At 61.7% G+C, this 18556-nt stretch carries 15 protein-coding genes and 3 pseudogenes; 11 read left to right on the forward strand and 7 right to left on the reverse strand.

Annotated features, from left to right (window positions below; translation table 11 throughout):
- Positions 1-8 precede the first annotated feature (8 nt).
- Entirely contained in the window at positions 9-1094 is a 1086-nt protein-coding gene (locus G3A50_RS21860) for an efflux RND transporter periplasmic adaptor subunit (RefSeq protein WP_163078156.1), read from the forward strand.
- A gap of 23 nt (positions 1095-1117) precedes the next feature.
- Positions 1118-4252, forward strand: coding sequence for an efflux RND transporter permease subunit (locus G3A50_RS21865; protein ID WP_163078429.1), 3135 nt, complete (start codon positions 1118-1120; stop codon positions 4250-4252).
- Positions 4253-4606: 354 nt separating this feature from the next.
- Here G3A50_RS21865 and G3A50_RS21870 read toward each other — a convergent pair.
- Positions 4607-5498: pseudogene (locus G3A50_RS21870) on the reverse strand (IS110 family RNA-guided transposase); the annotation flags it as partial.
- Between the two features lies 1 nt (position 5499).
- Between G3A50_RS21870 and G3A50_RS22760 the strand changes: the two are divergent.
- The 6 genes and pseudogenes from G3A50_RS22760 to G3A50_RS21900 form a co-directional block, all read left to right on the forward strand.
- Positions 5500-5778 (forward strand): annotated as a pseudogene (locus tag G3A50_RS22760) (transposase); the annotation flags it as partial.
- A gap of 123 nt (positions 5779-5901) precedes the next feature.
- A complete protein-coding gene (locus G3A50_RS21880; protein ID WP_163078159.1) occupies positions 5902-6171 on the forward strand; it encodes a CopG family ribbon-helix-helix protein in 270 nt (89 codons plus the stop codon).
- Positions 6168-6461 carry a type II toxin-antitoxin system RelE/ParE family toxin gene (locus G3A50_RS21885; RefSeq protein ID WP_163078162.1) on the forward strand — a complete coding sequence of 98 codons (294 nt, stop codon included), beginning with the start codon at positions 6168-6170 and terminating at the stop codon, positions 6459-6461. The genes G3A50_RS21880 and G3A50_RS21885 overlap by 4 nt, the downstream gene beginning before the upstream one ends.
- Before the next feature lie 2 nt (positions 6462-6463).
- On the forward strand, positions 6464-6838 hold the full coding sequence (locus G3A50_RS22765) for a hypothetical protein (protein WP_246252639.1): 375 nt from the start codon (positions 6464-6466) through the stop codon (positions 6836-6838).
- Between the two features lie 313 nt (positions 6839-7151).
- Positions 7152-7655 carry an RNA polymerase sigma factor gene (locus G3A50_RS21895; RefSeq protein ID WP_163078165.1) on the forward strand — a complete coding sequence of 168 codons (504 nt, stop codon included), beginning with the start codon at positions 7152-7154 and terminating at the stop codon, positions 7653-7655.
- Positions 7656-7795: 140 nt separating this feature from the next.
- Entirely contained in the window at positions 7796-8488 is a 693-nt protein-coding gene (locus tag G3A50_RS21900) for a FecR family protein (RefSeq protein ID WP_246252641.1), read from the forward strand.
- Between the two features lie 66 nt (positions 8489-8554).
- On the opposite strand, the gene G3A50_RS21905 is transcribed toward G3A50_RS21900, so the two are convergent.
- From G3A50_RS21905 to istA (G3A50_RS21930), 6 genes and pseudogenes are all read right to left on the reverse strand, one after another.
- Positions 8555-9421, reverse strand: a complete 867-nt coding sequence (locus tag G3A50_RS21905) for a TniQ family protein (protein WP_163078170.1) — start codon at positions 9419-9421, stop codon at positions 8555-8557.
- Positions 9418-10299: a TniB family NTP-binding protein gene (locus tag G3A50_RS21910; protein WP_163078172.1), complete on the reverse strand. Its 882-nt coding sequence runs from the start codon at positions 10297-10299 to the stop codon at positions 9418-9420. The genes G3A50_RS21905 and G3A50_RS21910 overlap by 4 nt, the downstream gene beginning before the upstream one ends.
- 12 nt (positions 10300-10311) lie before the next feature.
- Positions 10312-11925, reverse strand: coding sequence for a Mu transposase C-terminal domain-containing protein (locus G3A50_RS21915; protein WP_163078175.1), 1614 nt, complete (start codon positions 11923-11925; stop codon positions 10312-10314).
- Positions 11926-12085: 160 nt separating this feature from the next.
- Positions 12086-13054: pseudogene (gene istA, locus G3A50_RS21920) on the reverse strand (IS21 family transposase); the annotation flags it as partial.
- Between the two features lie 185 nt (positions 13055-13239).
- Entirely contained in the window at positions 13240-14034 is a 795-nt protein-coding gene (istB, locus tag G3A50_RS21925; protein WP_163078178.1) for an IS21-like element helper ATPase IstB, read from the reverse strand.
- Positions 14024-15553, reverse strand: coding sequence for an IS21 family transposase (istA, locus tag G3A50_RS21930; protein WP_163078435.1), 1530 nt, complete (start codon positions 15551-15553; stop codon positions 14024-14026). The genes istB and istA (G3A50_RS21930) overlap by 11 nt, the downstream gene beginning before the upstream one ends.
- A 260-nt stretch (positions 15554-15813) precedes the next feature.
- On the opposite strand from istA (G3A50_RS21930), the gene G3A50_RS21935 reads away from it, so the two are divergent.
- The 3 genes from G3A50_RS21935 to G3A50_RS21945 are packed head-to-tail and all read left to right on the forward strand — an operon-like array spanning position 15814 to position 18497.
- Positions 15814-16710: an isocitrate lyase/PEP mutase family protein gene (locus G3A50_RS21935; protein ID WP_163078181.1), complete on the forward strand. Its 897-nt coding sequence runs from the start codon at positions 15814-15816 to the stop codon at positions 16708-16710.
- A 30-nt stretch (positions 16711-16740) separates the two neighbouring features.
- On the forward strand, positions 16741-18003 hold the full coding sequence (locus tag G3A50_RS21940) for a 3-isopropylmalate dehydratase large subunit (RefSeq protein WP_163078183.1): 1263 nt from the start codon (positions 16741-16743) through the stop codon (positions 18001-18003).
- Positions 18000-18497 (forward strand): LeuD/DmdB family oxidoreductase small subunit, encoded by a 498-nt coding sequence (locus G3A50_RS21945; RefSeq protein WP_163078186.1) that lies wholly within the window; start codon positions 18000-18002, stop codon positions 18495-18497. The genes G3A50_RS21940 and G3A50_RS21945 overlap by 4 nt, the downstream gene beginning before the upstream one ends.
- Positions 18498-18556 lie beyond the last annotated feature (59 nt).

The following is an 18556-nucleotide window of genomic DNA, read 5'->3' on the forward strand; positions in this document are numbered from 1 at the left end:
CGGTCGGAGTGATCGCAATCAGCAGCCAGTCCGTCCCATTTGAACTCACCCTGCCCGGTCGGGTTGTCGCATCTGCAACGGCGGAGATACGACCGCAGGTCAACGGCATCGTCCGTCGCATCGCCTTTCTGGAAGGCAAGAGAATCGCGGCAGGCGATGTCCTCTATGAGCTTGACAATACCAAATTCAAGGCCGCCGTCGCGGCCGCAAACGCTGCCTTGGACAAGACGCGGGCCGTGGTCGTGGGGGCGCAAGCGACCTTCGATCGTATCAACACCCTGGCAAAATCCAACGCTGTTAGCGTCCAGGCGCTCGACGATGCGAGGTCCGCGCTGCTGCAGGCACAAGCCGACGTTGAGGCGGCCAGGGCAAATCTCGAGACCGCCAACATCAACCTCGACGATGCCACCCTCACGGCTCCTCTGGATGGAGAGATCGGGGTGTCCGCGGTCAGTATTGGGGCGCTTGTCACCGAAAACCAAACGGAACCACTTGTAACGATACGCCAGATCGATCCGGTCTACGTCGACTTGGTGGATTCGAGCGTCAACCTGCTTCGTGTTCGCGATGAAATCGACGCAGGGCGGCTTGGTCGTGAGCAAGGACCGAGGCCGGTCACGCTCACGCTCGAGAACGGAAAACAATACAACACAACAGGCACCATCGCGGTGGTCGACAGGGTTGTTAGCCTGACGGCCGGTACATTCCGCGTGCGCGCTACATTCCGCAATCCGGACCAGATTCTGGTTCCAGGCATGTTTGTCAGGACACAGCTGTCCCTTGGTGAGATCCCCAACGCCTATCTCGTACCGCAGCGCGCTGTGATGCGCGGGACCAACGGGGAGGCAACGGTCTATGTCGCCTCCACCGGGGGCAAGGCTGAACTGCGGACAGTGACCACGAATGGCACCGCCGGCAACAATTGGATCGTCGTCGGCGGACTGACGGACGGAGACCGCATCGTGGTCGACGGCTTCCAGAAAATTTCGGATGGGACCGCAATCAAGGCGGTCAACGCGTCGGTTGATGAAAATGGCCTTGTGCGGCAGACACTTGGATCTGCTCCAGCGACAACACGGGAGGCTCCTCAGTGACGCTTGCAGCCCCTCGCAACGCCATCGCTAGTTTTTTCATTGCGCGCCCGGTCTTTGCAATCGTCCTCGCCCTTGCGACGGTGCTTGGGGGGCTGATGTCTATCTCGACGCTGCCGATTTCGCAGTACCCGGAAATCGCTCCGGTTACCGTCAGGGTGACCTCGACCTACACGGGAGCCACTGCCGAAGCCGTCGAGAACTCAGTCACCCGTAAGATCGAAAGCGCGATGACCGGTCTGGTTGGCCTGCTCTACATGAGCTCCACATCAAATACAGGCACTTCATCGGTTGCCCTGACGTTCGCAAACGGCACGGATCCTGAACTGGCGCAGGTTCAGGTGCAGAACCGCTTGTCCACCGTAACCTCGCAACTCCCGGAGGCGGTTCAGAACCAGGGCGTGCGGGTCAACCGGGCGCCGTTGGGCATTCTCATGATCGGCAACATCATCTCGCGTGACGGACGCTATACGATGAATCAGCTGTCCGACATCATGTCGAGCCAGATTGAGGAGCGCATCGAACGCATAGAAGGCGTGGGAGCCGTCCAGGCTTTTGGTTCGGGCTATGCGATGCGTATCTGGCTGGATCCCGCTGCCCTGCAACAATACCAGTTGATGCCCAGTGATGTCGTCGCCGCCGTTGGTGCCCAGAATATCCAGGTTGCCGCCGGGTACATCGGAGCTAGCCCCGCCATTCAGGGCCAGCAGATCAAGGCGACTATTATCGCCAGGACGCAAATGACGTCGGCTGAGCAATTTGAGCGTATTATCCTGAAAACCGCAGGGGATGGCTCAGTGGTTCGCGTCACCGACGTCGGCCGGGTCGAACTGGGCCTCGAAAGCTATGGGCAGAGCGCGAGCTTCAACGACATGCCCGCGGCGGGCTTCGGCGTTCAGCTGGCATCAGGCGCCAACGCGGTAACGACCGCGGAGCTGGTTCACGCCGAGCTCGACAGCCTGGCGAATTCGCTCCCCGCAGGAGTCGAGGTGGCGTATTCCTATGAAACTACGCCATTTGTCGTGCTTTCGATCGAGAAGGTGATCCATACGCTCATTGAAGCGATCGTCCTTGTGTTTCTTGTCCTATTGCTGTTCCTGCAAAACTTCCGCGCAACCCTCATCCCCATGATCGCCGTGCCGGTCGTCTTACTGGGGACATTCGGCGTCCTCGCGGCGCTCGGCTATTCGATCAACATGCTGACTATGTTCGCAATGGTGCTGGCGATCGGGCTGCTCGTCGATGATGCGATCGTCGTCGTGGAGAACGTGGAACGCATTATGCGTGACGAAAACGTCTCCGCCCGCGAAGCAACCGAAAGATCGATGGGGGAGATCACCAATGCCCTGATCGGCATTGCTCTGGTCCTGACGGCGGTGTTCATCCCGATGGCATTCTTTTCGGGATCGGTCGGGGTCATATACCGGCAGTTTTCCGTGACGATAGCCAGCGCCATGATTCTCTCGGTGCTTGCCGCGGTGGTTCTGACGCCTGCGCTTTGTGCGATCATGCTCAAGCCGACGCATGGCGGTCCCCTGTCCCGTTGGTTGGGCTGGTTTGACCGTGGTTTCAACCGCACCACCAGCGGTTACACGGCTGTCGTGGGAAAACTGGTGGCGCGGCCGTTCACCGTGTTCGTTGCCTTTGCCGCCATCGTGATCGGGGCCTACGTTCTGTATCAACGGCTGCCAACCTCCTTCGTCCCCGAGGAGGACCAAGGCGTGCTGATGACACAGATTACGCTGCCGGCGGGTGCCAACGCCGTACGCACACAGGCCGTCGTTGACCTGGTCAAAGACTATTACCTCCAAGACGAGAAGGATGGAGTCCAAAGCGTATTCATGAGCCTCGGATTCGGCTTTGGCACCAGCGGGGAAAACACCGCGACCGGGTTCGTGAGACTTAAGGATTTCGATCAGAGAACTGATGCACGTTTGTCGGCTTCCGCCATTGCCAAGCGCGCTGCGGCCCATTTCAAGCAGATCCGCGACGCTGATGTCTTTGTGCTTCAGCCTCCTGCGATCCAAGGTATGGGCCAGTCCAGCGGCTTCACGATGTTCCTGCAGGATAGTGCCAATCAGGGCCGCGCCGCGCTCGTGGCGGCAAGCAACACGCTTGTAGAGCAGGGGGCCATGAAGCCCGCAATCACCAACCTGCGCGGCAACACCAAAACGCTCGAACCGCAACTGAAGCTAAATGTGGACCAGGAAAAGGCCAGTGCGATGGGTGTCGACCCTTCGACGATCAACGCCTTGGTCAGCACCGTGTTTTCGGGCACCAACGTCAACGACTTCGTCTATAACGGGGTCATTAAGCCGGTCTACGTCCAGGCGGACGCGCCGTATCGCATGCAGCCAGGGGATATCAACCACTGGTATGCGCGCAGCAGCAATGACGAGATGGTGCCATTTACCGCCTTTGCCGGGTCCTCCTGGATTCAGGGATCACCGTCGCTCGCGCGGTTCAACGGCACCGCAGCTATTGAAATCGCTGGATCGGCGGCGCCGGGCAAAAGCTCCGGGGCAGCCATGGGCCAAGCCGAGAGCCTTGTTTCGGCACTCCCCGGCGGCTTCACCTCGGCGTGGTCCGGCCTTTCCTACCAGGAGCGCTTGGCAGGCTCGCAGGCCGCCATGTTGTACGCAATATCGGTTCTGGTGGTCTTTCTGTGTCTCGCCGCTCTCTACGAAAGCTGGTCGATCCCGTTTTCGGTCATCCTGGCCGTCCCGGTCGGTGTCCTGGGGGCCTTGCTTGCAGCTTCGGTATTTGCCCAATCGAACGACGTATATTTCAAGGTCGGCCTGCTCACCACCATTGGATTAACGGCCAAGAACGCAATTCTCATTGTAGAGTTTGCCAAAGACCTGATATCGAAGGGACGTCCGCCCATCGAGGCGGTACTGCACGCTGCAGGATTGCGTCTGCGACCAATCGTGATGACTTCGCTGGCATTTGTCCTGGGCGTGCTGCCGCTTGCCCGAGCGACGGGAGCGGGATCATCGGCTCAGAACTCGATTGGTATAGGCCTCATGGGCGGCATGCTGACAGCCACCGTCCTGGGCGTCTTCTTCGTGCCAGTATTCTTCGTAACGATCGCCAGATTGGTTGGTGCTCGCGGATCATCGGCAGTGACAAGCCTGGAGACAGAAATTGACCGCACTTGAAATGCCTTCTGGCCTGCCCCTATTGCGTGGTCCGGTTTCAGTCTAATGCGTTGTCGGCCTGTTCATTTCCGTGGAGAGATTTGGCTCTGACTCATATGTGGAACGGCCCGACAGGCAAGGTGTTTTTGGAGGTCTGATCCATCCGGGACGGTGCGTTCATATGTCCGGCCTTTGGGTGCGGTCATGCGACTACTGGCCATGATGCATTCCGCGGCAGATAGGTCGCCTTATCATTTTCCCGCGCTTGATGCGCACTGAGTCAGACGGCGTATCCTCTACCGGGATCGTGTCCCCTACGGGTCATCACCCCTTTGCATCTGTGCGGCGGACCGGCAATTACGCCGGAACTCTTGATCAGATTACGGCAGCCATCTGTGCCGGCGGCCTGTAAACACCACCCCTTGGCCAGCAGCGCCCAGATAATGCGCGCCATCTTGTTGGCGAGCGCCACGGCAACAAGCTTGTATGGCTTTCTGGTCATCAGGCTGGCGAGCCATTCCGGTAGCTTAGCGCCACGTTTGGCCTGTTTGATGATCGACGAGGCGCCGACCACTAGGAGCGTCCTCAGTTGCCTGTTGCCCTGCTTCGATATTGAACCAAGCTTTTCCTTCCCTCCGCTGGAGAGCAGCCTTGGCGTGAGCCCCATCCAGGCGGAAAAGTCGCGGCCGCTCTTGAACGCAGAGATGTCGTTCACGCTGGCGCGGACGGTCGCGGCAATTAACGGTCCGACCCCTGGGATGCTGGTCAGGCGTCGCGCGGTTTCGTCCGCCTTGATGCTGGCCAGGATTTGCTCATCGAGCCGTTCTATACGGCTGGTCAGCACGTCGATCTGCTCAGCCATTTCCAGTAGGGCATATCGGGCAATGGCCGGCATCGGCAGAGATGGATCGCGGACCTTGTCGGCCAGCTTGGCGACGCTAGCCATGCCGAGTGCGGTGACGACGCCAAGTTCGCTCATCTGTGCGCGGAATGCGTTGGCGAGCTGCGAGCGCTGACGAATTAGAAGATCGCGCGTGCGAAGCAACATGCCTGCCGCCTGCTGGTCGACGCTTTTGATCGGCACAAAGCGCATCGTTGGGCGGGTCACCGCCTCGCAGATCGCTTCGGCATCGGCAGCATCAGTCTTGCCACGCTTCACATAGGCTTTGACGTAGATCGGGGGGATCATTCGGGTGTCATGTCCGAGGGAAGCAATCTCGCGCGCCCAGTGATGCGAACTTGCGCAGGCTTCCAACCCGACTAGGCAAGTTGCCGCTCGTACAACGATCCTCGACTTTCACGCCATAATCCGATCGAAGGCGGCCGCAAAACTCGATGAGTGGCTGATGGCGGCCACGCCGACCTTGGTCGGATCGTTCGCCAGCGGCGTCGAAAAGGACATCGCCGCGGTCCGAAACGCGATCGTCTCACCATGGTCGAATGGACAGACAGAAGGTCAGATCACCCGCCTGAAACTCATCAAACGCCAGATGTACGGGAGAGCAAAACTGGATCTGCTGCAGGCCCGACTGATCGGCGCGACGTAGCCAGCACCATCAGCAGATGTGCGTCAGAGCCAATTCTCGATGGAAATCAACATCCTCCCTCTCAACTTGCCTTTTCCTCACGTTCAGATTATATTTTAATCGGACTGATAGCAGGTGATAAGTATGGCTACCGAGACGAAAGTATTGACCGCGCATGTCCCGCTCGGGCTCGCGGAGAAGGTCGAGGCGATGGCCTCGCGGCTTGAACGCTCGCGCGGCTGGGTGATGAAGCAGGCGCTCGCGGCTTGGGTCGATCAGGAGGAGGAGCGTCACAGAATGACGCTCGAAGCCCTAGAGGATGTCGATGCCGGCCGAGTGATCGACCACCAAGCGATTCAGGCGTGGGCCGACAGCCTCGGGACGGACAAGCCGCTGCCCGCGCCGGTCAAATGAAGATCCAGTGGACCAGCAAGGCGTCGTCGGACCTTGTGCGTCTGCACGAGCATCTCAGCCCGGTCGCACCCGAGGCGGCGGCGCGCGTGGTCCAGCAGCTCGCCCACGCGCCGGATCGACTGCTCGACTATCCGAGGATCGGCGAGAAGCTAGAAGCTTATGAGCCGCGCGAGGTTCGCCGGATCATCGTCGGCAACTATGAGATGCGCTACGAGATCGCGAACGCCACCATCTTCATCCTGCGTCTGTGGCACTGCCGCGAGAACCGCAGCTTCGAGTCGGAGGAGTAGCGATGCGGTCGACCGAAGGGCGCGCTGCTCTGCCTCCCGCCGCAATTCGCCCCTTTCTGCGCTATGACGCATCACAGGCTTTGCGCGAAGCGAAGGCGAGCGGCAGCATGGCCGCACCCCGCAAGCTCCGTCGTCGAACGCCGCGCCGCCCGGAGCAATGTCCGGGCGACTTGCACGATTATGCCGACTTGCCAGCGCCGCGCCAGTCCAAGTCGCAGCCCTGTCCGGCGTCCGATCGGATCGAACGCGTGCTCGGTTATCCGTGGCCGTTTGCCGGACGGCCTCCGAAGGACGACCTCTCGACCTGGACCGTCACCGATGATTGGCCCGATCTGTCTGTCGTCAGAACATTTGGCGCATCTCGCGGCGTAAATTAGCGGAGTGTCGGCCTCGTCTGGGGGTGATGTTATGCGGCGAGCTTGTGCGGTCGCGCGAATTCCGCCGAGCGCGCCTCATGGGATCTCGCGCACCCCATTTCTCAGATCGTGAATCTCAAGCCGCATAACACCAGCGCGCCTCAATGGAATCAAAGGCTAATACCCTCATTTAAAGTTTGTTCAAATAAGAAGAGGCCCATTCTAGAAGTAATATAAATGATTGTTATTGCAGGATATTTTCTCACACCCTATTGAATGGCCATTCCTTCGCTGCGGATAAGTGCGGTGAATTTTAGGGGTGGTCCCGCATTCCATGAACGTCCGCACATTGAAGATGGGCAAGCTGTACGAGGCCGAACATAGTCGGCTTCGCTCCTTTGTGCGTCGCCTTGTCGGCAACCCGGCAACGGCCGAGGACCTGGTTCAGCAAGCCTTCACCAACCTGATCGGGCGAAGTGAGGATGCGGCGCTGGACGGCAGCGCCTACATCACCCAGACAGTACGAAATCTTGCCCTCAACCATCTGCGCGACGTCCGCCGACGGGCGCAGGTCGAGCTGTCCGGCCTCGAAATCGAACATGTCGCGGATGCGCTGCCGTCGCCCGAAATGGCAACGCTGTATCGCAGCGAATTACGCCGGCTGCTGGAAGCAATCGCGCAATTGCCCACACGCCGACGCGAGGCCTTCGTGCTGAACAGGATTGAAGGTCTGTCCTATGATGAGATTGCCGTGCGCATGGGCATCTCCCGGAATACCGTGATCACGCAAGTGGTCGCCGCGCTTGCAGAGCTCGATCGTCGGCTGCCGGTGAAATAATTCCTGTTCGCTCATTAGCTGACGTTTCTCAGGTGTCTTAGAGAATAGAACGGCTGCGCGCTGGCAATCCGCCGGCGGCGGTGATCTCGGGCGACACACTCAGAGCGGCCATGAAGGACTACGAGACCGATCCCATCTACATGGAGGCGCTGGAATGGTTCGTCCTTCTGAAGGACGAAAAGGTCAGCCCGGCGGATCGCCGCGCCTTCAATAAGTGGCTGGCGGCCGATCCCTCGCACGCTGCCGCCTATGATCGAGCCGGGGTGCTGTGGGAACGCTTCGACATCGTAACGCCGGAGTATGAGCGGCTGCGCCGGTCAGGTCGGATAAGCCGCAGGAACGCGATGCTCGGCGGCCTGGCGGTGCTGGCGGCCGGACCGGCCGTCTACCTGCTCATGCGGCAGGCCTCGTCGCCCGATTATCAAACCGGGGTAGCCGAACGGCTCACCTTTACGCTTTCCGATGGCAGCCTCGTGGAACTGGGCAGCTATTCGGCGCTGTCGCTGGATTTCACGCCGCAGCAGCGCCGTCTGGTTCTGCACCGCGGCCAGGCGTTCTTCCGGGTGGCGTCCGATGCCACGCGCCCCTTCATCGTTCAGGCGGAGATGGGAACGGCCGAGGCGCTCGGGACGGAGTTCGACGTGAAGCTCACGCCGGAGGGCGTCCTGGTGTCCGTCATCGAGCATTCGGTGCGGATTGAAGCCGCCCAATCTTCTCCCGTCATTCTCCAGGCCGGGTGGCAACTCAGATACGACGCTGTCAGCGTCCAGCCTCCCATTCGCGTCGACCTGTCGATGGTGCAGGCATGGCGGCATGTGTCGCTTGGCACTTAATTGTAAGAATGTGCCGGTTAGGCTCAAGCTTGGCACCTAATTGTGAGAATCATTACTGCATGATTCTCAAATTAAGTGCATCTGCGATGAAGCTTTCCACTTACGACCTCGGGCTATCATGTTCTCGGTGGCGTCAGTGAACCGGACCCTGTTGTCACCCATCATGTGCCCCCGTAGCATCCGGAGCATCTCCGGTCCGGCACGCTCGACGATGGCAACGCCGGCGAGCAGAGCCGGCCGCAGGTGGAGCGGCAGGATCGGCTTTGCAGGTGTAGGCAGGTTCTCCTGTCGCTCGGCGATGACATGGTCGAGATCGGGGATGACTGCGCCGAGCAGCCGGAAGCGCCAGAGGTCGTGCTCCCGGGGTACAAGCGTTGGAACGCGTCGCATCAGGAGAAGCCGAGCAATGTCGGCTGGTGATGTCCAGGTTCCGATACCCCGTTCGGCTTCATCGTCGAGCAGCCTTTCGCCATGAATGGCCGCAACGCGATGTTGCCGGAAAGGGGAGGCGAGTTCGCGACCGCCGGCATCCCGGAGTTGGTTTCCACACAAAGCGCACGTAATACGCCACCCCAGAAGCTGGCTTCGCAGGATCGGCGCCGGTTCCGCATGTCCCGGGCTGCAACTCGTGCAGACCTGCGTTGGCCGCGTGGCGATGAGCCGACGCGATGATTGCGCGACATTTGTGAAGATCATTCGACGCACCACGGCCGGTTCGGTGCCGAATATGTTGGCCAGGCGGATTTCCTGATCACTGCTCAGATGGAGATCGGCCGCGCGCAACGCGGAGGCCTCCGGCAGGCAATGCCGAAGCATGACAAGCGGAGGGACCGCGTAGAAGGCGGCATGGCGACTGATCCAGGAGGACAGGAGTTCATCAGAATGGGGCGGCAAGCACACCGGCAACTGCCGTGGCGGTGGGTTCTCAATCATGCGAATGCCGCCTCGGCATCGAACTCTGGCTCCCAGTTCTCGACGGCTTCGTCGTTGATGTGCTCGCGGCCGCACTCGATGGCTTCGACGGCCAGGCTGTTGATTACGTGGAAGATGCTGGCGGTGATACCCTCTGTGATCTGCAGGATCCGTCGCAGCGATTTCGGCGTAAGCACCGAGGGTCGACGCAGCGGCGTGTTGCGCAGGATCGAGGCCACCAGGGTCTCGAACTGTTCGTTTGCAGCCCACCGGCTCAAGGTGAACTGCTCGAACCGGCGCGCAAGCTGGACGTCACCACTGATGGCCTCCCGCGCCTCGTTGACACCGAAGCAGACCAGGGAGATCTGCAGACGATTGCTGAGGAAGCGGAACGTATTCAGGACGATGCGTTGCTCGCGGTAGGATCCGGCGAGGATGTTGTGCACCTCGTCGATGACCAGCACCTGCACGCCGATCGCTTCCATGATCCGCAACGCCGCCTGTTCCATCTGGGCGATGTCGGCGCGAGGCCGCTGCGGCGCGCCGAGAAGGGTAAGTAGTTCGGAGTAGAACCGTCGCTCGCCGGGACGGCTGGTCATTTCCATGGCCAGGACCGGTGTCTTTAGCGTGCCGGTCAGTGGATTGAAGCTCGGCGGGTGCTCGTCCCGGAACCGCTTCATAATCATGGTCTTTCCCATACCGCTGTCGCCATAGATCGCGACCGAGGGCATGCGCGTGCCTCGCGGATGGTCGAGGAGGCCACTCAGCCGGTCGAGCGCCTGCTTGGCGCGCGGGTAGAGAACCCAGCGGCGTGATCGTATCGCTCGAATGCGTCGCTCGTCAGTTTCGGCAAGCAGTGCTGCTGCGCTGGCGGTCAGGTGGGAGACTTCATCGTTCATATTCACTCCAGCTCAATCCGTATCCTCAACAAAGGGTACAGGTTTGCTGGAGTCGACACCGCGGAGCGAGCCCCATCCCCGATCGTCCACCTTCGATTTTGACGAAGCCTCGCCGCGGCGCGCCGCCGCCGTCTTTCTGGTCGCGGCGTCGACCAGTTCTCGCTGCACCAACGCGGTGCGGACGATGGCGCGGGTGTCGACTTCACGGCGGCCTTTCGCCAGCAGGGTGCGTCGGGCGGTCAACGCCTCGTGCAGGGTTATCGAGGGCAGGGTGACGTCGGCATAACGGGCTTCCACAAAGTTTCCTGATGGCCGTCGAACGAAGATGCGCGCCAGGTCGCGCGGATCGTACTTCACAAGCAGGCGGCGCTCAGTACGCCCGACGTCGGCGGTGAGCGCTGCCGACCAGTAGCGCAGGCCGAACAGATGAATACCGGTCGGCCGCAAGGTGCGCTCCTGCTCAGGCAGGAAGGTCAGCCAGAAGCGGAGCCGATCCTGTGGCAGTCGAAGCGGGATCTCGCCTTCGTGCTCCCGCCAGACCGCAATCGGCGGGCGGCTCAGGGAGCTGTGGATCGACTGATGGTAGGAGCCGACGAAATCGAGGGCGATGTAGCGCTCGAGTTCTCTCAACGTCAGCGCTGCGTGCCGCTTTGAGTTGTATTCGCCGAGCTCCTGTTCGTTGCTGAATGTTGTCCCGGGCAGCAGGTGCAGCTTTCCCATCTGCGTGCCGATCAGACGCTCGATGTGACCGCCGAAGCGCGGCTCGCCCGGCGGCCGCCATTCGATTGCCATCCCGGCATCCTCACAACCTCTCTTGAATGCTCGACTTCGGAAGTCGGATCCGTTGTCGACATGTACCGTGTTCGGCAGGCCAGCCACGGGCCACGGCTCCCTGATCTCGCGTTCTCTCAACCATGCCGACTTATCGAAGACGGAATGCAAGAGGCACAGGCTGGTCGACAGCCGCGACGGTGCGTCCATGGTGAGATAGAACCCGGTGACCATCCGACTGCAGATGTCCATCGCCAAGGTCAGCCACGGCCGGCCGATCGGCTGCCGGGTCTCCTCGTCAACAACGAATACATCGGCCTTGGTATGGTCGATCTGGACCACCTCGAGGGGGCGGGAGGCACCGAACGCTCCGGGAACGGCCGTTGTCGCCTTGACGATCTTCTGTTCACCGCGTCGCCTGGCACGCTTCTGGAGGTCTATGTCCTCAAGGCGAGCGACGATCGTTCTGCGATGCGGCGGCTTCAGCCCCGCCGACATGGAGTTCGTCTGCACGTCCCGGACCAGCTGCGAGACCGTCGGTCGTGTCCGCTTCAGGTAGAACGCGTTGATGGTCCTCCGAACGATTTCCTCACGCTTCTCATCCAGGGTGCGATGACCCTCCGGCCGCCCGCGTTTGCGGTCCACAAGCGACAGGACGGTTCCCCCGGCGCGGAACAGCTTGACCATGCGGTAAGCTGTAGCTTGGCTAAGGCCGAGTTCCGCCGCGAGTCCTGCAACATTTCCGGCCGTAGTGCGGCCGGGGTGGCGCCTTAGAAAGCCACGAATCGCATCCGCACGCCGGCACGCTTCATCCCAAAGCGCCTCATCAATTTCGTCGGGAAATGGGTCGCTCATAGAGGCTCGCGAGTGAAAAAACTCCGTAAGCCTGATTCTCACATTAAATGGCAAACGCCAAGAGCGATTATCAAATTAACTGCTAATTCTCAATTTAAGTGCCAGCCTAAGCATTTGGAATCGTTTATATGTAATTCTCATAATTAAGTGCCAAGTGACAGCAGGTCGGGGAAACGCGCTTGGCGTGCTCGACGAAGCCGTCGAACGGCCGCGGCATCGCCATCAGGTGCCGTATCTCCTCGCTCCATACCTCGGCGATCGAGCCGGGTTGCGAGCCGTGCCCGGTCTGGGTCCACAACTCCCGGCATCGGGTCTCCAGCCACTCGTTCAAGGCCTCCAGCGAGGGGACGTTCGGCATGGGTTGCCAGAGCCGATGACGGGCATCCTGTACGTTCTTCTCGATCTGCCCCTTCTCCCAGCCGGAGGCCGGGTTGCAGAACTCCGCCTCGAACAGGAAGTGGCTCACCATGGCCGAGAAGCGGATGTTGACCTGGCGCTCCTTGCCCCGGCCGACTTTGTCGACGGCCGTTCGCATGTTGTCGTAGATGCCCCGCCGTGGCACGCCGCCCAGCGCCCGGAAGGCGTGGTTGTGAGCGTCAAACAGCATCTCGTGGGTCTGCAGCAGGTAGGCTCGAAGCGTGAAGGCGCGGCTGTAGGACAGTTTGACGTGGGCGACCTGCAGCTTGGTGCGCTCGCCGGCGATGATCGCCCAGTCCTCCGACCAGTCGAACTGGAACGCCTCGCCCGGTACAAAGGCCAGGGGCACGAAGGTCCCGCGGCCGCTGGTCTGCTGCTCGCGCAGCCGGGCGGCCTTCCAGTCGCGGGCGAACGCGGCGATCCGGTTGTACGATCCCTCATAGCCCAGCGTCACCAGATCGGCGTGCAACTGCTTAACCGTGCGCTTGTGCTTGCGCGACTTGCCGCCCTCGACCCGCAGCATCGCCGCGAGCTTGTCGGCATAGGGATCGAGTTTGCTCGGCCGGTCAGGAGCCTGAAACTGGGGCTCAATGCTGTCCGCCCGCAGATACTTGCGCACGGTGTTCCTCGAGAGGCCGGTGCTGCGGGATATCTCTCGGATCGAGCGACGATCCCGATGATGCCAGCGTCTGATGACGCTCAATAACTCCATGTCGATCACTCCGCTGTCCCCCGCGTAGCCCGCGTGAGACGTGGTGAAAACATGGGTCACTTCTAGATGGAAAAATCCGTGCCTACCGGGTCAACTCTCAATGGAAATCAACAGCTGTTGATTTCCGTCGAGAAGTGACCCTGGATTTCCACTGAGAAGTGACCCGGGCTGATGGTTGTCTTGGGTCAGGTGGCGGTCAAGTTTCGTGGCTTCTCCCTGGTCGGTTTTGGTGGCTTTGCCGAGCTGCTCTTGAAGCGGAAGCTGTCATTGCCGGTCTCGAGGATATGGCAGTGATGGGTGAGCCGGTCGAGCAGGGCCGTGGTCATCTTGGCATCGCCGAAGACGGTCGCCCATTCGGAGAAGCTGAGATTGGTGGTGATGATCACGCTGGTGCGCTCATAGAGCTTGCTCAGCAGGTGGAACAGCAAGGCGCCGCCCGAGGTGCTGAACGGCAGGTAGCCGAGCTCATCGAGGATGACGAGGTCGGCATGGACGAGCCGGCCGGCGATCTGGCCGGCCTTTCCCTGCGCCTTTTCCTGTTCGAGGGCGTTGACGAGCTCGATGGTGGAGAAGAAGCGGACCCGCCTGTGATGATGCTCGACGGCGTGGACGCCGAGAGCCGTGGCGATGTGGGTCTTGCCGGTACCCGGCCCGCCGATCAGAACAACGTTGTGCGCGTCGTCAAGGAACTCGCAGCGATGGAGCTGGCGCACGAGCGCCTCATTGACCTCGCTGCTGGCGAAGTCGAAGCCGTTGAGGTCGCGATAGGCCGGGAAGCGTGCGGCCTTGAGCTGGTAGGCGGTTGATCGCACCTCCCGCTCGGCGGTCTCGGCCTTCAGAAGTTGCGAGAGGATCGGCATGGCGGTCTCGAAGGCGGGAGCCCCCTGTTCGGTGAGTTCGGCGACGGCTTGCGCCATGCCGTGCATCTTGAGGCTTCGCAGCATGATGACGAGGGCCCCGCTGGCCGGATCATGACGCATGGCGCGCCTCCCTGGCCCGGCGCAGGGCGTCATAGCGTTCGACATTGGCTTGAGGCTCGGTGGTCAGTGTAAGGGAGCCAGGAGCCGGGATCGTTGGCGTGCTCAGTGGTGTACCGTCGATCAGCCGGTGCAGCAGGTTGAGGATGTGGGTCTTGGTCGGCACGCCGGCTTGCAGAGCGAGTTCGACGGCAGTGAGCACGACCTGCTCGTCATGCTGGAGGACCAGGGACAGGATCTCCACCATCTCGCGGTCACCGCCCGGCCGCTTGAGCAGGTGCTGCTGCAGGGATCGGAAGGCTGGCGGCATCTCGGCGAACGGTGCGCCGTTGCGCAGTGCGCCGGGCTTGCGCTGGACCACGGCCAGATAATGCCGCCAGTCATAGACGGTACGGCTTTGGCGATCATGGGAGCGCGCGAACACCCGACCATGCTCACAGATGGCCTGTCCCTCAGCGACCACGACGATTCGGTCGGGATAGACCCGCAAGCTCACCGGGCGGTTGGCGAAGGAGGCCGGCACGCTGTAGCGATTGCGCTCAAGGTGGACGAGGCAGGTCGGGGAAACGCGCTTGGCGTGTTCGACGAAGCCGTCGAACGGCCGCGGCATCGTCATCAGGTGGCGGACCTCCTCAGCCCACACATCGGCAATCGAGCCGGGTTGCGCGCCATGCTCGATCTGTGTCCATAGCTCCCGGCACCGGGTCTCCAGCCACGCGTTCAAGGCCTCCAGCGAGGGGACGTTCGGCATGGGCTGCCAGAGCCGATGACGGGCATCCTGGACGTTCTTCTCGATCTGCCCTTTCTCCCAGCCGGAAGCCGGGTTGCAGAACTCCGCCTCGAACAGGAAGTGGCTGACCATGGCCGAGAAGCGGATGTTGACCTGGCGCTCCTTCCCCCGGCCGACCTTGTCGACGGCCGTTCGCATGTTGTCGTAAATCCCCCGCTGCGGCACGCCACCCAGCACCCGGAAGGCGTGGTTGTGGGCGTCGAACAGCATCTCGTGGGTCTGCAGCAGGTAGGCTCGAAGCGTGAAGGCGCGGCTGTAGGACAGCTTCACATGAGCGACCTGCAGCTTGGTGCGCTCGCCGGCGATGATCGCCCAGTCCTCCGACCAGTCGAACTGGAACGCCTCGCCCGGCACAAAGGCCAGCGGCACGAAGATGCCGCGGCCGCTGGTCTGCTGCTCGCGCAGCCGGGCGGCCTTCCAGTCGCGAGCAAAGGCAGCCACCCGATTGTAGGAGCCCTCATAGCCCAACGTCACGAGATCGGCGTGCAGCTGCTTGACGGTGCGCTTGTGCTTGCGTGACTTGCCGCTCTCGACCCGCAGCATCGCCGCGAGCTTGTCGGCATAGGGATCGAGTTTGCTCGGCCGGTCAGGAGCCTGAAACTGGGGCTCAATGCTGTCCGCCCGCAGATACTTGCGCACGGTGTTCCTCGAGAGGCCGGTGCTGCGGGATATCTCTCGGATCGAGCGACGATCCCGATGATGCCAGCGTCTGATGACGCTCAATAACTCCATGTCGATCACTCCGCTGTCCCCCGCGTAGCCCGCGTGAGACGTGGTGAAAACATGGGTCACTTCTAGATGGAAAAATCCGTGCCTACCGGGTCAACTCTCAATGGAAATCAACAGTGATGCTGGTCAGCGTCAGCATGACGCTTCTTCTGAAGCGCCTCGAAGAAATCCTCAACCGCTGGCGCCGCCCCTAGGCTCGGCACCGACTTTCGGGCGCCCGTGCCGGGCGACCATCCAAATTTCCGATGGAAGGAACTCCACTCATGACCAAAGCTTCGTCACTGCCGATGGCCGGCCAGCTCCGGCAGCTCGTGAACGGCCCCGACGCCTTCCCGATGGCCGGCGCTTATGACGGTTTGACGGCCAAGCTCGCCGCCCGTGCCGGCTTCCCGGTCGTCTACGCCACCGGCTACGGTATCTCCGCCTCCATGCTCGGCATGCCGGATGTCGGCCTGCTGACTGCCACCGAAATGCTGTTCGCGCTCGGCCATATCTGTGACATGGCGGAGCGTCCGGTCGTGGCCGACGGCGACACCTGCTACGGCAATTACGTGAATGCCGACCGGCTGATCCGCGATGTCGAGAAGGCCGGCGCGGCCGGTATGCATATCGAGGATCAGGCATTCCCCAAGCGCTGCGGCCACATGGAAGGCAAGCGCGTCGTGCCGGCGCAGGAGATGATCGACAAGATCAAGGCGATCTGCGACGCCCGCCGCGACGACGATTTCGTGCTGATCGCCCGTACCGACGCGGTGGCGGTTGAAGGTTTCGAAGCCGCTATCGAGCGCGGTCACCTCTACAGGGAGGCTGGCGCCGACGTGATCTTCATCGAAGCCCCCGAGGACGACTTCCAGATGCGCGAAGTTCCCAAGCGCTTCTCGGCCCCGCTGCTCTACAATGCAAGCTGGGATGGTAAATCGCCCGTGCCACCGATGGATGAGATCGCCGCTCTCGGCTATCGCATCATCTCCTATCCCGACGTGGTGTTTGCGACCACGCAGGCGGTCTCCCACATGTACAGCTCGATCTTCCAGAAGGGCGTTTATCCTGCAGCAGACCGCATGGCCGGCTTTCAGGACTTCAACGAGCTGATCGGGCTGCCTCGCATCGACGCGATGAACCAGCACTACAATTACAGCCTGCCCAAGGCGGCGGAATAGTCGGCGCGCGGGTCAGGCAGGGAAGACGTCATGGGCATGACCATTATCGAGAAGATACTCGCGCGCGCTGCCGGCAAGGCGCGGGCGGTGCCGGGCGACATTCTCGACATGCCCGTCGACACAGTGGTGCTCATCGACACCAATTTCTACCCTGCCGCCTGGCGCGACATTCTCAAGGTAGAGGCCCCCGAGCGGCTGGCGATCATCTTCGATCATCGCTCGCCGGCCTCGGACGCCCGCAGCGCGGCCGCCCAGAAGGTCGGCCGCGACTTCGCCCGGCGCTTCGGCATCAGCCGCATCCACGATGTCGGGCGAAACATGGGCATCGCCCACACGGTGATCGCCGAGCAGGGATATGCGCGTCCCGGCACGGTGCTGGTGTGCGACGATTCCCATACCTGCGCCGCCGGAGCCCTGAACTGCGCGGCACGTGGCGTCGGCGAGCCGGACATGATCTATGCGGCGGCAACCGGACGGACCTGGTTCCGCCTCGCCCCAACCATCCGTTACGATATCGTCGGCCGGCTTGGCACCGGCATCACGGCCAAGGACCTGTTCCTGACCATCGCGGATCGCTTCGGCGAACATGCCAACCGCAACGTCGAATTCGGCGGCGAAGGGCTTTCGGCCCTCAGCATCGATGCCCGCCGCACCATTGCGACCATGGCGTCCGAACTCAGCGCCGATTTCGCGACCTTCGAGCCGGATCGGCGCATGCTGGATTATGTGCGGGAGCGCACGCAGGTGCCTTTCGAGGCGCAGATGCCGGATGCCGATGCCGACTATATCGAGCGCCGAACCCTTGACCTCTCCAGCGTGGAGCCTTTGGTCGCCCTCCCCGATGCCATCATCGGCAATACGGTGGGGCTCTCCAAAGTGGCGGGCGAGCCGATCCAGCAGGCCTTCATCGGATCCTGCGCCAATGGCGGTCTGGAAGATCTGGCCATTGCGGCACGTATACTGGAAGGAAGGCAGGTCGCCGAGGGCGTCCGCCTCATCGTTACGCCATCCTCGCAGGCGGTCTATCGGGAAGCCTTGCAGGCCGGCTATATCGCCACACTGATGGAAGCTGGTGCCGTCGTGACGAATGCCACCTGCGGGGCCTGCTGCGGCGCGCATATGGGCGTGCTCGCGCCGGGGGAAACCTGCATCACCGCAAGCACGCGCAATTTCAGGGGGCGCATGGGCGACCCGACCGCACGCATCTTCATGGGGTCACCCGCCGTAGTCGCCGCTTCTGCCGTGATCGGCGCCATCGCTGACCCGCGTCCCTTGCTGGGAGACAGCCAATGATCCGGGGTCATGTCTGGAAGTTCGGTGCCAATATCAACACCGATGTGATCATGCCGGGCCATGTCTACGACCAGTCGGAAGCGATCCAGACCAAGGCCGCTTTCGCGGGCGTCCGGCCCGGTTTCTCGGATATTTTTCAGGCGGGAGATCTCATCGTCGCGGGGACGAACTTCGGCACCGGATCAAGCCGCCCCGCCGCGCGGTCGTTGCGCAATCTAGGCTGCGCCTGTCTGGTCGCGGATTCCATCAACAGCCTGTTCTTTCGCAACTGCGTAAATTTCGGCCTGCTCGCGCTGGAATGCGAAGGCGTGTCGGCGCTGGTCGAGGAAGGAGGCGAACTGGAGATCGATATCGACAACTGGCAGCTACGGGAAATCGGGACGGGCAAAGTCCTGCCCATTCTTCCTGTTCCCCCCCGTCTCCTCGCGATCATGCGCGGTGGCGGCATATTTCCCGTTCTCGAGAGGGAAGGATTGATCGTCGTTCAGCGATAGGCATTCCAAGCAAACTATGCGCCGGGAAACTGCTACCGGCCCAAAAATAGACCTTCCCA

The organism is Ancylobacter pratisalsi (assembly GCF_010669125.1).
Taxonomy (GTDB): Bacteria; Pseudomonadota; Alphaproteobacteria; order Rhizobiales; family Xanthobacteraceae; genus Ancylobacter; species Ancylobacter pratisalsi.

What these genes read in the sequence shown, in the direction of transcription:
- G3A50_RS21910 (WP_163078172.1), bottom strand. Translation starts at nt 10,299, where the DNA reads ATGAACGATGAAGTCTCCCACCTGACCGCCAGCGCAGCAGCACTGCTT.
- G3A50_RS21895 (WP_163078165.1), top strand. Translation starts at nt 7,152, where the DNA reads ATGAACGTCCGCACATTGAAGATGGGCAAGCTGTACGAGGCCGAACAT.
- istA (WP_163078435.1), bottom strand. Translation starts at nt 15,553, where the DNA reads ATGGAGTTATTGAGCGTCATCAGACGCTGGCATCATCGGGATCGTCGC.
- G3A50_RS21885 (WP_163078162.1), top strand. Translation starts at nt 6,168, where the DNA reads ATGAAGATCCAGTGGACCAGCAAGGCGTCGTCGGACCTTGTGCGTCTG.
- G3A50_RS21880 (WP_163078159.1), top strand. Translation starts at nt 5,902, where the DNA reads ATGGCTACCGAGACGAAAGTATTGACCGCGCATGTCCCGCTCGGGCTC.
- G3A50_RS21940 (WP_163078183.1), top strand. Translation starts at nt 16,741, where the DNA reads ATGGGCATGACCATTATCGAGAAGATACTCGCGCGCGCTGCCGGCAAG.
- G3A50_RS21935 (WP_163078181.1), top strand. Translation starts at nt 15,814, where the DNA reads ATGACCAAAGCTTCGTCACTGCCGATGGCCGGCCAGCTCCGGCAGCTC.
- G3A50_RS21945 (WP_163078186.1), top strand. Translation starts at nt 18,000, where the DNA reads ATGATCCGGGGTCATGTCTGGAAGTTCGGTGCCAATATCAACACCGAT.
- G3A50_RS21905 (WP_163078170.1), bottom strand. Translation starts at nt 9,421, where the DNA reads ATGATTGAGAACCCACCGCCACGGCAGTTGCCGGTGTGCTTGCCGCCC.
- G3A50_RS21915 (WP_163078175.1), bottom strand. Translation starts at nt 11,925, where the DNA reads ATGAGCGACCCATTTCCCGACGAAATTGATGAGGCGCTTTGGGATGAA.
- G3A50_RS22765 (WP_246252639.1), top strand. Translation starts at nt 6,464, where the DNA reads ATGCGGTCGACCGAAGGGCGCGCTGCTCTGCCTCCCGCCGCAATTCGC.
- istB (WP_163078178.1), bottom strand. Translation starts at nt 14,034, where the DNA reads ATGCGTCATGATCCGGCCAGCGGGGCCCTCGTCATCATGCTGCGAAGC.
- G3A50_RS21900 (WP_246252641.1), top strand. Translation starts at nt 7,796, where the DNA reads ATGGAGGCGCTGGAATGGTTCGTCCTTCTGAAGGACGAAAAGGTCAGC.